The following is a 13,646-nucleotide window of genomic DNA, read 5'->3' as shown; positions in this document are numbered from 1 at the left end:
GGAGAAGTCTGTGCGATATTGGATTGGAGCGGTCGTTGCAGTCGCTGTCATTGCGTTTTTATGGTGGCCATCGTCCTCCAGTGAACGTGTACTGTACCAAACACAGTCGCTAAGTCGCGGCGCCATCGAAAGTGTGGTCAACACCGCAGGGACCACCCGAGCCGTGGTCACCGTCGAGGTAGGCTCGGAGGTCTCCGGTTTGATTACCGCCATCTATGCCGACTTTAACGCCGATGTTGAGCAAGGGCAGTTGATTGCCCGGCTGGATGATCGCACCTTTCAGGCCAGGGTTCGTCAGGCCGAAGCCGATATTCAGATGAGCGAAGCCAATGTCATTCAGCAAGAAGCCAATCTGGTAAAAGCTCAGGCCGAACTGTTGCGGCTGGAGCGGGCCTATCAGCGCCAACTGCAGCTGATGCAGCAAAACCTGACCAATCAGACCGAAGTGGACAATGCGCTGGCCAATTATGAAGTAGCCAAAGCACAAATTCTGGTCAGCCAGGCTCAGCTGCAAAGCGCCAAAGCCCAACTCACCCAGCGCCAGGCGCAATTGGAGCAACACCAACTGGATTTGGATCGCACCCAAATCCGTTCACCGGTCAATGGCACCGTGATTGACCGTCAGGTCGATGTCGGCCAAACCGTGGCCGCCAGTCTATCGGCTCCCACCCTCTTTACCATTGCGCAGGATTTATCGCAGATGCAAATCGAAGCCGATGTCGATGAAGCGGATATTGGCAAAATCGAAGCCGGCCAGCAGGTGCGCTTTCAGGTCGATGCCCACCCAGACCGGCAGTTTCAGGGCGTAGTGTCGCAGGTACGTAAAGCCGCCACCAATGTCGCCAATGTGGTGACTTACAAAGTCATTATTGATGCGCCCAACCGCCAGCAGCTGTTGCTGCCAGGGATGACCGCCAACTTAAACTTTATCATTGGCCAGCAGCAGGATGTGCTGCGCATTCCCAATGCCGCCCTGCGTTTTCGCCCAGCGGGTGCGCAGCAAAGCGGCCAACAGCCGGCCGATCGCACGGCAGAGCTGTTGCGTCAACTGGATTTACCGGCCGATAAAGAACGCCAGGTACGGCGTATGCTGCAGGAGTTTAATCAAAACCTGCAGCAACTTCGCAGCCAGCAGAACAATAATCCCATGAGCAATCCCCGCCAGGCGTTTCAACAAGCTAGGCAAGCGCTGACCAATGAACTGCGACTGGTACTGAGTGAGGAAGAGTTCAGCCGTTATCAGAGCCTGATGGCCGAGCAGCGCCAGCAAACGCAGGGCCGCGGTGAACAAGGCCGCATGGCCGAGGTCTGGGTGCTGAATGCCCGCCAGGAGCCTGAACTGCGCCGGGTGCGGGTGGGTCTTGCCAACGATGAATTTACCGAGCTGCTTTCCGGTGAACTGGGTGAGGAGGAGCAAATCATCGTGCGCGCAGTGAGGGCCGATCGATGAGCCAACCGGTCATTGCAAGCATCGGGCTGACCAAAAGCTACCGCATGGGCTCGCAGCAAGTGCAAGCGCTGGCGGGGGTGGATGTGCAGATTCAGCAAGGTGAGTTTATTGCCGTGATGGGCCCGTCAGGTTCGGGCAAATCAACCTTTATGAATATGCTGGGCTGCCTGGACTCACCGAGCTCCGGGGAAATCCGCATCCAGGGTGAAAACGTCACCCATTTATCCGCCGCCGAGCTGGCCCGCATTCGCAACCGCTACATCGGTTTTGTCTTTCAGCAGTTTAATCTGCTGCCCCGCACTACGGCGCTGGATAACGTGTTGCTGCCACTGTTGTACCGCAAGGATCACGATGGTCATCAGGACTTTGCCATTGAGTGCCTGCGCCGGGTTGGCCTGGCCGAGCGGATGGATCATCACCCGTCCCAGCTGTCCGGTGGTCAGCAGCAACGAGTCGCCATTGCCCGCGCTCTGGTCAATCAGCCCGCTGTGGTGCTGGCCGATGAGCCCACCGGCGCACTGGATACCGAAACCGGTCTGGAAATCATGCAGTTGTTCCAACAACTGAATCAGGAAGGTAAAACCATTGTGCTGGTCACCCATGAGCCTGAGGTGGCTGCCTTTGCCAGCCGACAACTGATCTTCCGCGATGGCCGTGTGCAAAGCGACAAAGCGGTGCAAGCCGCATCTGCCAGCGAGCACCTGGCTTCGTACCGGGCTCAAAAACAACAGGAGGGGCTGGCATGAGTTGGTGGAAGCTGTGTCAGGTCGCTTGGGTCGCGCTGCAAGTCAATTTAATGCGCAGCATTCTGACCATGCTGGGCATTATTATTGGGGTAGCGGCGGTGATCATTATGCTGGCCCTGGGGGCCGGTGCCCAACAGGAAGTCGACCAGCAAATTAAAAACCTGGGCGGCAATGTCTTTGTGGTGTTCGCGCGGGGGCGCGCCAGCTCGGGGGCCCGTGGCGCTACCGGCTCGGTGCAGACCTTAACCGAAATGGATGCCGAGGCCATTGAGCAGCAAATACCGCAGGTCAGTGTGGCAGCCCCAACCATCTGGGCCAATGCGCAAGTGATCTACGGCAACATGAACTGGGCGCCGAGCGTTCGCGGCGTCGATAACCGTATTTTCCCGGCGCAAAACTGGCAACTGGCGCAAGGCCGTGAGTTCTCGGCTGCCGAGCTCAGCAGTGCTGGCCGGGTCGCCATTATTGGTGCCACCGTGCAACGTGAGCTGTTCGGTGCCTCCGATCCGATTGGCCAGACCATCCGGGTCGATCGAACGCCAGTCACCGTAATTGGGGTACTGGATGCCAAGGGTCAAAATACTCAGGGCAACGATCAGGACGATTTAATTTTTATGCCGCTCGATACCGTACGTAAACGCATTGCCGGTATGACGCTCGCCAGCCCCAGAGCAGTTCGCTCCTTGATTGTGCAGGTGGCCGATGAACGCGATATGGAACTGGTAGAGCAAGAGATAGAAGCCCTGCTGCGCCAGCGGATGCGCACCACCGGCAGCGATGCGCCTTTTCAGATCCGCAATTTGTCGGAAATGGTGGAAACCCGTGCCCGCACCATGCAAATTTTTAACGGCCTGTTGGCTGCCGTGGCCTCGGTGTCCTTGCTGGTCGGTGGCATTGGCATTATGAACATCATGCTGGTGTCGGTCACCGAGCGCACCCGCGAAATCGGCCTGCGAATGGCGGTGGGCGCCGAGCCTGGCGATATTCTACGGCAATTTCTGATTGAGGCCATGCTGCTGTGCAGCCTGGGAGGAGCACTCGGCCTGACAATCGCCGTGCTGGTGACCCGCAGCCTGGAAAAGTTCGCAGGCTTTACCGCCGTGATTCAGCCTGAAGTGGTGCTGCTGAGCATCGGCTTCTCAGCGTTGATTGGCATTTTCTTTGGCTACTACCCAGCCCGCAAGGCCTCGCAGCTGCAGCCGATTGATGCCTTGCGGCATGAATAAAGCAAATATACCAAAAGAAGCGTGCAAGTTAAGCACGCTTCCTGGCACGTACATACTGACTCAACTCTATTAAGGCTAAAAACACAGCTAGCGCAACCGTAGACCAAAATTGCATAGGTTCATCTTCCATCGTGGCATACCGACCAACTCGAATGATAACTCTCTCCTGATAAAGCAAAAAAGCAGCAATAGCAGAAGCTAAAATAAAACCCAGTAAATGCATATTCTTAGCAGATAGCATCAACTTTTTTTGCGGTGTCGGCCTCGGCTTTTCCAGCTCTTGCATCACGCGTTGGTATCTTTGCGGAAACGCTTCTTTATCTATGTCCCGGCTTACCTGGAGTAATTCGTCTCGGGTGTAAGTACTGTAGTCTGGCTCTTGCATAGCGGGAGTTTCTCGGTGTGTTACTTCACACTATCTTTTAACCACAAACAAAGATAGGTTTGTTCGAAGTAAAATATCATGGACAAACACTTATCGCCAAACCCATCGCATTAGTCCCATTTCCGAGCGTCGCAGCTTAACCTGCTGCAGATTTTGTGGCATGGTTGCGCAATAACCAAAACAAAACAGCACAACCAACTCAGGAACCTGTTATGACCACCTCTAAAACTCTGCTGGCGCTGGCCGTCAGTGCGCTGCTCGGTGGCGCGCCGCTGCTGGCTGAAGAAGCAAATAACGCTGCAAACGAGGCAAACGAAACCAAAGGCTGGCAAGTCAATCAGCCGATGGGCGAGTTTAAAACCGTTTCCATTTCCACCAGCCAGGGCACCTGGATGAATGTCGATGTCAGCCCGGATGGCAACACCCTGGTGTTTGATTTGCTGGGCGATATTTACACCATGCCGATCAGCGGCGGTAACGCCACAGCGCTGACCAATGACATTGCCTGGAATATGCAGCCACGCTTTAGCCCAGATGGCAACAGCATTGCCTTTACCAGCGATCAGGGCGGTGGCGATAACCTCTGGATCATGGATCTGGATGGCAGCAATGCCCGACAAGTGACCGATGAAAGTTTCCGCTTGCTGAACAGCCCAGCCTGGAGCCCGGATGGTGAGTTTCTGGTCGGTCGCAAGCACTTTACCGGCACCCGCTCCCTAGGTGCTGGCGAAATCTGGCTGTACCACAAAACTGGCGGCAGCGGTGTGATGCTAACCGCCCGCCCCAATCAGCAAAAAGACCTGGGTGAGCCGGCGTTTTCCCCCGATGGCAAGTACGTCTATTATTCGCAGGACGACACCCCGGGCCAAACCTTTCACTACAACAAGGACTCCGAGTCCGGTATCTACAGCATCAAGCGCTTTGAGCTGGAGACCGGCGAAATAGACACCATCATCAGTGGCCGCGGTGGTGCTATCCGGCCAACGCCATCGCATGATGGCCGCTACCTGGCGTACATCAGCCGGCGCGATTTTCAAAGCACCTTGTTTTTGTACGATACCCAAAGCGGTGAACAAATTAAGCTGTACGATGGTTTAGAGCGCGATATGCAGGAAACCTGGGCCATTCATGGTGTCTATCCCACCTTAAGCTGGACCCCGGATAACCGCCACATCGTGTTCTGGGCCGCTGGCAAACTGCATAAACTCGATGTGCGCAGCCGTGAACTGGCGCAGATCCCTTTCCAGGTTGATACCGAAAAGCAAATCCAGACTGCGCTGCGGGTACAACAGGATCTGGATAAAACCAACGTCGATGTGAAGATGCTGCGCTTTGTGCAGGTCTCGCCGGATGGCAAGCGGGCAGTCTTCTCCGCACTTGGCCATTTGTACCTCACCGACATCGACAACCCTCGTCCACGCCGGCTAACCCGCCAAAACGATGAGTTTGAGTTTTACCCGCAGTTTAGCCGCGATGGCCGCCAACTGGTCTACACCAGCTGGAACGATCAGCAGCAAGGCCGGGTTAAGCTGCTGAACCTGCGCAACAATCGTGTCAGCGAGCTGGTGTCTGAGCCCGGCAAATACGTTGAGCCGACCTTTAGCCCGGATGGCCGTACCGTGGTGTATCGCAAAGCCGGCGCTGGCAGTATTTTACCCAGGCAGTGGTCGCTGCATACTGGCTTGTATCAGGTGCCGGTCGGCGGCGGTGAGCCCGAGCTGCTCACCCGTCAGGGCAGCATGCCGATGTTTGGAGCACGCAACGATCGGGTCTACGCCATGGCCAATCGCGGCGGTCCGGCTCTTATCAGCATCGATCTTCGCACCAAAGAAGAGCGGGTGCTGTACACTGCCGCCCATGGCACCGAGTTCCGGCTTTCGCCCAATGGCAACTACCTGGCCTTTACCGATCGCTTTAAGGTTTTTGTCACGCCTTTTGTCGAGCGCGGCAGTGTGATCAACATCAGTGGCCGTGATCGTCAGTTCCCGGTGCATCAACTCTCGGTACGGGCCGGCGAGCACATCAGCTGGAGCGCCGACAGCCAGCACCTGTACTGGACCTTAGGCCCGGAGCTGTACCATGCTTCCATCGCCGGCTTGTTTGATCAGCAACAACCAACCGACTTTGCCGCCGAAAATGGCACTTCGCTGGGCTTTACCGTTCCGGCCGATATCCCACAAGGCAGCGTTGCCTTTGTGGGCGGCCAGGTCATTACCATGAATGGCGATGAAGTGCTGCAAGACGCGGTGGTGCTTATCACCAACAACAAAATTGCCGCTGTCGGCAGCCGCGATGCGGTCAGCATTCCGCGTGGCGCTAAGGTGTTTGATATCACAGGCCAAACCCTGATGCCAGGCCTGTTTGATGCCCATGCTCATGGTGCTCAAGGGGTCAATCAAATCATTCCCCAGCAAAACTGGCTGAACTACGCAGGTCTGACTTTTGGCGTGACCAGCATTCACGACCCATCCAACAACACCCGGGAAATCTTCACCGCCAGTGAAATGCAGCAGGCCGGTCATATTGCCGGGCCGCGTATTTTCTCGACCGGTGCCATTATTTACGGCGCAGAGATCCCAGGCTTTACCTCGCATATCGACAGCCTGGATGACGCCAAGTTTCATCTGGAGCGACTGCAAAAAGTCGGTGCTTTTTCGGTGAAAAGCTACAACCAACCACGGCGTGATCAGCGCCAGCAGGTGATCCAAGCTGCCCGTGAGATGGGCATGATGGTGGTGCCCGAAGGCGGCTCCTTGCTGCAACACAACCTGACCATGCTGGTCGATGGCCACACCACGCTGGAGCATGCCCTGCCCTCGGCCCGGGTGTACGAGGATGTGCTGCAACTGTGGGAAGCCAGCAGCATGGCTTACACCCCGACGTTGAACGTCGCTTATGGCGGCATCTGGGGAGAAAACTACTGGTACGACACCACCGAAGTGTGGCAACACCCTCGGCTCAGCCGTTATGTGCCGATGGACCAGCTGGCACCACGCAGCATGCGGCGGGAAAAAGCCCCTGAGCATCACTACAACCACTTTGCGGTGGTGGAAACGGCCAAGCAAATGTCCGATCGAGGCATCCTTGCCAACATCGGTGCCCATGGCCAGCGCGAAGGTTTAGGCGCCCATTGGGAGATCTGGATGTTTGCCCAGGGCGGCATGACCCCACTGGAAGCCCTGCGCACCGCCACCATCAACCCAGCCATTACCTATGGCATGGATCACCAGCTAGGCAGCATTGAAGTCGGCAAGCTGGCCGATCTGATTGTGATTGATGGCAACCCACTGGAAAACATCCGAGTCAGTGATCGGGTGCGCTACACCATGGTCAACGGCCGCTTGTTCGATGCTGAAAGTATGAACGAAATTGGCCTGCGCGAACGGCCACGCCAGCCGTTTGAGTTTGAACCGAGGAATTAATGTTCACTCACAACACGCTCTTCAAGGCTAGCTTCTGCTGGCCTTTTTCGCATTCATCGCTGTCACATTTTTGCCATAGTCCTGCCAGCAAAAATCGCTATACTGTTGTTTTGAAATAACGAAAGCCCTTGCTGATGTCGGATATCTCCTTTCGTGAAGCCCTCGCCGTCTGGTGGCGTATTGGCCTGCTTAGTTTTGGCGGCCCGGCCGGACAAATTGCGCTGATGCACCGCATTCTGGTGGAAGAAAAACGCTGGGTCGATGAAGACCGTTTTTTGCATGCGCTCAATTACTGCATGATGCTGCCCGGGCCCGAGGCCCAGCAGCTGGCGACCTACATCGGCTGGCTGTTGCATGGCGTGAAAGGCGGCCTGGTGGCCGGTATTTTGTTTATTGTCCCAGGCGCTGTGCTGATTTTGCTGCTTTCCCTGCTCTATGTATTGCTGGGGGATGTATCGCTGGTGCAGGGATTGTTCTTTGGTTTAAAAGCGGCGGTACTGGCCATCGTGCTGCAAGCCTTGTTTCGCATCAGCCAGAAAACGCTGAAAAACCGGCTGGCCTGGGCTCTGGCCATCGGCGGTTTTGTCGCCCTGTTTGCGTTTAACCTGCCGTTTCCACTGGTGGTGCTTGGCGCTGGCTTGGTGGGTTACCTCAGTGCCAGGCTTTCCCCGGCAAGCGCAGCACCTGAACCAGCCCAATCGTTATCGCCCGAGCTTCGCCCCGGCACCAAAACCGCGGCAGTGGGCTGTGCGGCACTTTGGGCCCTGACTGTGTTTGGCCTGTTGTGGCTGCTGGGTGGCGATCAGGTTTTCAGCCAGTTGGCGCTGTTTTTCTCCAAGCTGGCGGTAGTGACCTTTGGTGGTGCCTATGCGGTGCTGGGTTATGTCGCCCAGCAAGGAGTCGAGCACTACGGCTGGTTGCAACCCGGCGAAATGGTCGATGGCCTGGGCCTGGCCGAAACCACGCCCGGCCCGCTCATCCTGGTCACCCAATTTGTTGGTTTTCTGGCCGGTTTTCGTGAGTATGGCCTTGGCGGCGCTGTGCTGGCCGCTATTCTCACCACCTGGGTCACCTTTTTGCCCTGCTTTGTCTGGATCTTTGCCGGAGCACCCTACGTCGAAAAGCTGCGCCATCATCAGGCGCTAGCCAAAGCGCTGGCGGGTATTACCGCCGCTGTAGTGGGCGTGATTGCCAATCTGGCGTTGTGGTTCAGTCTGAATGTGCTCTTTGCCGAGCGCCTGGTTCTGGAAGGCTATGGTCTGCGCTTGCTGCTGCCAGAGTTAGCTAGCATCAACCTCGTCATGCTGGCGCTGACGCTTGTTGCCTGCTTGTTGTTGTTTGGCTTCAAACGTGGGCTTTTTACTCTGCTGGGCAGCTGCGCTTTGCTGGGCATGGGCTGGCAATTGCTGGTTGGTTAAGGTAGCCAGCAGTGGCGCTCGCGCACTTTAGTTACCATACTAATGAAAGTCAAAGCTGAGTACAGGGGGCAAGATGTCACTGCAATCAATGCTGCTACTTTGCTCGCTTTGCCTTGGTGTCTTGCCTCATGCAGCCATTGCCAACGAAAACAGCACACCACTTCGCATACTGACCGAGCACAGCTTCCCGGCCAGTTATCTTAACGATCAAGGAGAGGTGGATGGCGCCACCACCCAACTGATAAGGTTGCTGGCCGCAGAACTTGATGAAGCCATTCACATCGAATTGCTGCCCTGGGCCCGAGCCTTCCATACCGCCACCTCACAGCCACGCACCGCGCTGTATGAAACAGCGCTGAGCGATGAACGATTGCCACTATTTCACTGGGTCGGGCCGTTAAAAGTATACCGGCTCTGGGTATATGGCCGCCAAGATCACATGACTGCTGATAGCAACGCAGACACCTTGAGCCAACTGCATACCGCCTGCGAATATCGTGACTCCATCTATCTGCAGCATCTGCTGCAGTTAGGCTTTATCCCTGAACAACAGTTGGTATTGACGGTACGCAAAGCACAGTGCCGCGATATGTTTTTGCAACAGCGGGTCGATCTGATTATCTGGAATGAATTTTTTGCGGAGCCACTCAAGCAAGAACTGGCAGCACAAGGCACCGAGCTGGTAAAAATCACTCCAATTGACGATGTTGCACTCTATCTGGCGTTTTCATTGGATCACTCTGAGTCCTACATTAAGCGCTGGCAACAGGCACTGGAGCAAAGTTACCGTGATGGCCGGATGCGTGATCTCTACCAGCACGTGTTTCCGGAAGAGCTGATTGACCGGCTCGAACAGCTTGTTGCCGAGCCATCCAGCTTCACTCCCTGAAAGGTTAAACAGTACTACCTTCTGAGCTGGCAGCAGATTATCACCTTTGCATCTTATCTAGAACAAAACGGACTAGCATTTCGTTTTGTGGTAACTGCAGCGCATATTAAACTTAGCTGAATCAAAGCCTATTTTGGAGTTGCTATGCGCGCTATTTTACTGACTGCTGCCCTGCTCGGAGCCCAACTGGCACTGCCACTGCAGGCCAAAGAGCTGCTGAACAGCAGCTACGACATTGCCCGTGAACTGTTTGCCGACATTAATCCGCTGTTTGTGCAGCACTGGCAGCAACAAACCGGCGAAACCCTGACCATCAATCAGTCGCATGGCGGCTCGTCGCGCCAGGCCCAGGCCATTATTCAGGGGCTGCGTGCCGATGTGGTGACTTTTAATCAAAGCACCGACATCGATATTTTGCACCAGCGCGGCAACCTGCTGCCGGAAAACTGGCGTGAGCGCTTGCCAAACAATGCCTCGCCTTACTACTCCACCATGGCGTTTTTAGTACGTAAAGGCAATCCGAAAGGCATTCAAAGCTGGGAAGATTTAACCAAAGAAGGCGTCAGCCTGGTATTTCCAAACCCGAAAACCTCCGGCAATGCCCGTTACACCTATCTGGCAGCCTATGGCGATGCCTTGCAACGCTTTGGCGATGACCGTGAGGCTGCCCGTGCCTGGATGACCGAGTTTTTAGCCCGAGTCGCGGTGTTTGATACCGGCGGCCGCGGTGCGACCACCTCTTTTATTGACCGTAATCTGGGCGATGTCTTGATCACCTTTGAGTCCGAGGTCAACAACATCATCAAGCAATACCCGGATCTGGGTCTTGAGCGCGTGGTGCCGCCGACCAATGTGCTGGCCGAATTTCCGGTGGCCTGGATTGATCGCAATGTCCGTCGCAACGGCACTGAAGCTCAGGCCAAAGCCTATCTGGAGTTTTTGTACAGTGAAGCTGCGCAGCGGCTGCTGGCCAGCTACTATTACCGGGTACATCACGACACGGTGAAAGCCGAAGTGGCCGAGCAATTCCCTACCACCGAGCTGTTTACGGTGGAAGCCGTGTTTGGCAGTTGGGAGCAGGTCAATCGTGAACATTTTGCCAACAATGCCGAGCTGGATCGGCTGCTGGCTGAAGGCCGTCGGCGTCGTTAAGCGGAGTGCGTTGCTAAGATGCTAGGATCTGTGGCGAATCGCAGCAAACGGGTGCTGCCAGGCTTTACCATCAGCCTTGGCAGCAGCTTGTTTTTTATCAGCCTGGTGATTTTATTGCCCATCACCGGTTTGGTGGTGCAAACGGCGCAGCTGAGCTGGGCCGAGTACTGGGCCATCATCAGCGATCCGCGGGTGGTCGCCTCCTACAAAGTCACGGCCTCAGCCGCTCTGGTCGCCAGCATCTTTAATTTGTTCTTTGGCCTGTTGATGGCCTGGATTTTAACCCGCTATCGCTTCCCCGGCCGGGTACTGCTGGATGGGCTGATGGACCTGCCCTTTGCCTTGCCAACGGCCGTTGCCGGCCTGACGCTGGCGGCTATTTTCTCAACTCAGGGCTGGCTCGGCCAGTACCTGGCGCTGTGGGATATCAAGGTGTCTTACACCTGGCTTGGCATTGTGCTGGCGATGATCTTTACCAGTGTGCCCTTTGTGGTGCGCACCGTGCAGCCGGTGCTGGAAGAGTTTGGCCCCGAGTACGAAGAAGCTGCGGCTACCTTAGGCTCCAGCCCCTTTCAGACCTTTTTCCGCATTATTTTGCCGGAAATTAAACCAGCCTTACTGACCGGCACCGCACTGGCCTTTACTCGCAGCTTAGGGGAATTTGGCGCGGTGATTTTTATTGCCGGCAACCTGCCGTGGCAAACCGAAGTCACCTCGCTGATGATTTTTATCCGGCTGCAGGAATTTGACTATGCCGCTGCTGCGGCCATTGCCAGTGTGGTATTACTGGCCTCTTTGCTGCTGCTCTTTATCATCAATGGCATTCAGCAGCGCTACCAGCACATCACCGGGGGGTTAAAGTGAAGCCCGCTAACCAATTGAACAGCCAGCAGCGTTGGCTACGCCCGGTCTTGATTGGCACCGGCGTCACCTTAACGGTCCTGCTGCTGGTGATCCCACTGGTGTTTATTTTTGTCGCCGCCATGTCGGCCGGTTTGGGCGGGCTCTGGCACAACCTGACTGAGCCGGATATGCTGCACGCCATTGGTCTTACCTTGTTTGTTGCTGGCCTGACCGTGCCGATTAATCTGGTGTTTGGCACCCTAATTGCCTGGTGTGTCACCCGTTTTACCTTTCCTGGCCGGCGCTTACTGCTGACGCTGATTGATATTCCTTTTGCAGTCTCGCCAGTGGTGGCCGGCTTGCTGTATTTGCTGCTGTACGGCGCCAACGGGCCTTTTGCCAACCTGCTGGATCAATACGACTTACAACTGATGTTCGCCTGGCCCGGCCTGGTGATGGTGACAGTCTTTGTATCCTGCCCCTTTGTGGTACGGGAGCTGGTGCCTTTGATGTCTACGCTTGGCACCGAGCAGGAAGAAGCCGCCGTGCTGCTCGGCGCCAGCGGCTGGAAGGTGTTCTGGGACATTACCCTGCCCAATATTCGCTGGGCCCTGCTGTATGGTGTGATTCTGACCAATGCCCGCGCTGTCGGTGAGTTTGGCGCCGTGTCGGTGGTATCGGGCACCATTCGCGGCCAGACCAACACCCTGCCGCTGCACATCGAACTGCTGCAGCAGGACTACAACACCGCCGGTGCCTTTATTGCTGCGGCCATTTTGACTCTGATTGCCATCGCCACTTTGGTGGTCAAAGCCTTTTTGCAGTGGAAACTAGCCAGGGAAGAAGCGAGTTAAAAGAAAGCTGTTCAAACAAGCCAGCCAAGCGCTGGCTCAGAGAAACGCTGAGTGCGTGGTTAGATCCCTTCGCCTAAAAACACCTGGCTGTAGCGGGGCTTGATCCAGGCGGTATCGCCCTGTTGTAGGTTGAGAGCCTTGAAGTGCTCTTTCGGCAGTTCAATGTGGATCAGCTGTTGGTCATCTGTCCTAAGCACTTCCAGCCGTGCGCTTGGTCCCACCAGGGTAATCAGATCCAGGGTGACCGCAATACGATCGCTGTGCGCCTCGGTAAAGACATCAATTTCGTGCGGGCGAACATAGGCAAACCCCTGCTGCTCTTCGGCCTGGCTGTGCTCTGGCGATGGGACTTCTTCTGTGCCAATTCGGCTTTTGCCTTGCTGCACCCGGGCCCGAAACAGGTTCACATTGCCCAAAAATTCATAGACAAAAGGATTGGCTGGCTTGTCGTACACCTCATCCGGGCTGCCTTCCTGCTCGATGCGCCCTTTATTCATCACCACAATGCGATCAGCTACTTCCAGCGCTTCTTCCTGATCGTGGGTGACAAAGACACTGGTAATGTGAATTTCATCGTGCAGACGGCGCAGCCAGCGGCGCAGTTCGGCGCGCACTTTGGCATCCAGCGCGCCGAAAGGCTCATCCAGCAGCAAGACTTTGGGCTCTACCGCCAAAGCCCGTGCCAGTGCAATACGCTGGCGCTGACCGCCCGATAACTGGGCCGGGTACCGCTCTGCGGTCCAGCCCAGCTGCACCAGCTCCAGCAGCTCCCGTACTTTTTTATCGATCTCCGCTTTGGTTGGCCGCAGCTTTTTTGGCTTTACCGTTAACCCATAAGCCACGTTGTCAAACACCGTCATGTGCTTAAAGAGCGCATAATGCTGGAATACGAAGCCAACGCCGCGCTCACTGACGTGCTGGCCAGTGATGTCCTGCTCGTTAAAGTGTACCCGGCCGCTATCAGCCTGCTCCAGCCCGGCAATAATCCGCAGCAAAGTGGTTTTGCCAGAGCCGGACGGCCCCAGCAAGGCAGTAAGCTCACCGCTTCGAATGCTGAGATCAAGGTTATCCAGCGCGATAAAATCGCCAAAGCGCTTTTGAATACCTTCAATACGAATGCTCATGCTTACCTCATCAGTGACCCACCCATTCCAACTGCAGCTATGATAGCGGTTGCACTAAAGAAGTAAAAATACTTAAATCCGCTAAATCTATAGCTAAACTGCATATAACTGCTTTAAGTCTAAAGCGGCGCTGTGGC

At 55.7% G+C, this 13,646-nt stretch carries 11 protein-coding genes; 9 read left to right on the top strand and 2 right to left on the bottom strand.

Annotated features, from left to right (window positions below):
• Nucleotides 1–10: 10 nt before the first annotated feature.
• From Q3O59_RS12840 to Q3O59_RS12830, 3 genes are read left to right on the top strand one after another with little or no spacing between them, the layout of a single operon-like run.
• On the top strand, nt 11–1,450 hold the full coding sequence (locus Q3O59_RS12840; protein ID WP_305945953.1) for an efflux RND transporter periplasmic adaptor subunit: 1,440 nt from the start codon (nt 11–13) through the stop codon (nt 1,448–1,450).
• Entirely contained in the window at nt 1,447–2,196 is a 750-nt protein-coding gene (locus Q3O59_RS12835) for an ABC transporter ATP-binding protein (protein WP_305945952.1), read from the top strand. The genes Q3O59_RS12840 and Q3O59_RS12835 overlap by 4 nt, the downstream gene beginning before the upstream one ends.
• The gene (locus Q3O59_RS12830) at nt 2,193–3,422 is read left to right on the top strand and encodes an ABC transporter permease (RefSeq protein ID WP_305945951.1); all 1,230 of its coding nucleotides are present in this window, start codon (nt 2,193–2,195) and stop codon (nt 3,420–3,422) included. Before Q3O59_RS12835 ends, Q3O59_RS12830 begins: the two co-directional genes overlap by 4 nt.
• A gap of 28 nt (nt 3,423–3,450) precedes the next feature.
• On the opposite strand, the gene Q3O59_RS12825 is transcribed toward Q3O59_RS12830, so the two are convergent.
• A complete protein-coding gene (locus Q3O59_RS12825) occupies nt 3,451–3,807 on the bottom strand; it encodes a hypothetical protein (protein WP_305945950.1) in 357 nt (118 codons plus the stop codon).
• A 212-nt stretch (nt 3,808–4,019) separates the two neighbouring features.
• Here Q3O59_RS12825 and Q3O59_RS12820 point away from each other — a divergent pair, with 212 nt between their 5' ends.
• From Q3O59_RS12820 to cysW, 6 genes are all read left to right on the top strand, one after another.
• On the top strand, nt 4,020–7,229 hold the full coding sequence (locus tag Q3O59_RS12820; protein WP_305945949.1) for an amidohydrolase family protein: 3,210 nt from the start codon (nt 4,020–4,022) through the stop codon (nt 7,227–7,229).
• A 134-nt stretch (nt 7,230–7,363) separates the two neighbouring features.
• Nucleotides 7,364–8,647 carry a chromate efflux transporter gene (chrA, locus tag Q3O59_RS12815; RefSeq protein WP_305945948.1) on the top strand — a complete coding sequence of 428 codons (1,284 nt, stop codon included), beginning with the start codon at nt 7,364–7,366 and terminating at the stop codon, nt 8,645–8,647.
• Nucleotides 8,648–8,720: 73 nt separating this feature from the next.
• Complete coding sequence (locus Q3O59_RS12810; RefSeq protein WP_305945947.1) at nt 8,721–9,536, top strand: substrate-binding periplasmic protein; 816 nt, start codon at nt 8,721–8,723, stop codon at nt 9,534–9,536.
• 144 nt (nt 9,537–9,680) lie between these two features.
• Nucleotides 9,681–10,688, top strand: a complete 1,008-nt coding sequence (cysP, locus tag Q3O59_RS12805; RefSeq protein ID WP_305945946.1) for a thiosulfate ABC transporter substrate-binding protein CysP — start codon at nt 9,681–9,683, stop codon at nt 10,686–10,688.
• 18 nt (nt 10,689–10,706) lie between these two features.
• Complete coding sequence (gene cysT, locus Q3O59_RS12800; protein ID WP_305945945.1) at nt 10,707–11,552, top strand: sulfate/thiosulfate ABC transporter permease CysT; 846 nt, start codon at nt 10,707–10,709, stop codon at nt 11,550–11,552.
• Nucleotides 11,549–12,385: a sulfate/thiosulfate ABC transporter permease CysW gene (gene cysW / locus Q3O59_RS12795; RefSeq protein ID WP_305945944.1), complete on the top strand. Its 837-nt coding sequence runs from the start codon at nt 11,549–11,551 to the stop codon at nt 12,383–12,385. The genes cysT and cysW overlap by 4 nt, the downstream gene beginning before the upstream one ends.
• Before the next feature lie 59 nt (nt 12,386–12,444).
• Here cysW and Q3O59_RS12790 read toward each other — a convergent pair whose 3' ends face one another.
• Entirely contained in the window at nt 12,445–13,509 is a 1,065-nt protein-coding gene (locus Q3O59_RS12790) for a sulfate/molybdate ABC transporter ATP-binding protein (RefSeq protein WP_305945943.1), read from the bottom strand.
• Nucleotides 13,510–13,646: the final 137 nt, after the last annotated feature.

The organism is Alkalimonas delamerensis (assembly GCF_030717955.1).
GTDB classification, from domain to species: Bacteria; Pseudomonadota; Gammaproteobacteria; order Enterobacterales; family Alteromonadaceae; genus Alkalimonas; species Alkalimonas delamerensis.
This window is presented reverse-complemented; position numbering and strand designations above follow the sequence as displayed.

What these genes read in the sequence shown, in the direction of transcription:
- Q3O59_RS12820 (WP_305945949.1), top strand. Translation starts at nt 4,020, where the DNA reads ATGACCACCTCTAAAACTCTGCTGGCGCTGGCCGTCAGTGCGCTGCTC.
- chrA (WP_305945948.1), top strand. Translation starts at nt 7,364, where the DNA reads ATGTCGGATATCTCCTTTCGTGAAGCCCTCGCCGTCTGGTGGCGTATT.
- Q3O59_RS12810 (WP_305945947.1), top strand. Translation starts at nt 8,721, where the DNA reads ATGTCACTGCAATCAATGCTGCTACTTTGCTCGCTTTGCCTTGGTGTC.
- cysP (WP_305945946.1), top strand. Translation starts at nt 9,681, where the DNA reads ATGCGCGCTATTTTACTGACTGCTGCCCTGCTCGGAGCCCAACTGGCA.
- Q3O59_RS12790 (WP_305945943.1), bottom strand. Translation starts at nt 13,509, where the DNA reads ATGAGCATTCGTATTGAAGGTATTCAAAAGCGCTTTGGCGATTTTATC.
- Q3O59_RS12830 (WP_305945951.1), top strand. Translation starts at nt 2,193, where the DNA reads ATGAGTTGGTGGAAGCTGTGTCAGGTCGCTTGGGTCGCGCTGCAAGTC.
- cysT (WP_305945945.1), top strand. Translation starts at nt 10,707, where the DNA reads ATGCTAGGATCTGTGGCGAATCGCAGCAAACGGGTGCTGCCAGGCTTT.
- Q3O59_RS12825 (WP_305945950.1), bottom strand. Translation starts at nt 3,807, where the DNA reads ATGCAAGAGCCAGACTACAGTACTTACACCCGAGACGAATTACTCCAG.
- Q3O59_RS12835 (WP_305945952.1), top strand. Translation starts at nt 1,447, where the DNA reads ATGAGCCAACCGGTCATTGCAAGCATCGGGCTGACCAAAAGCTACCGC.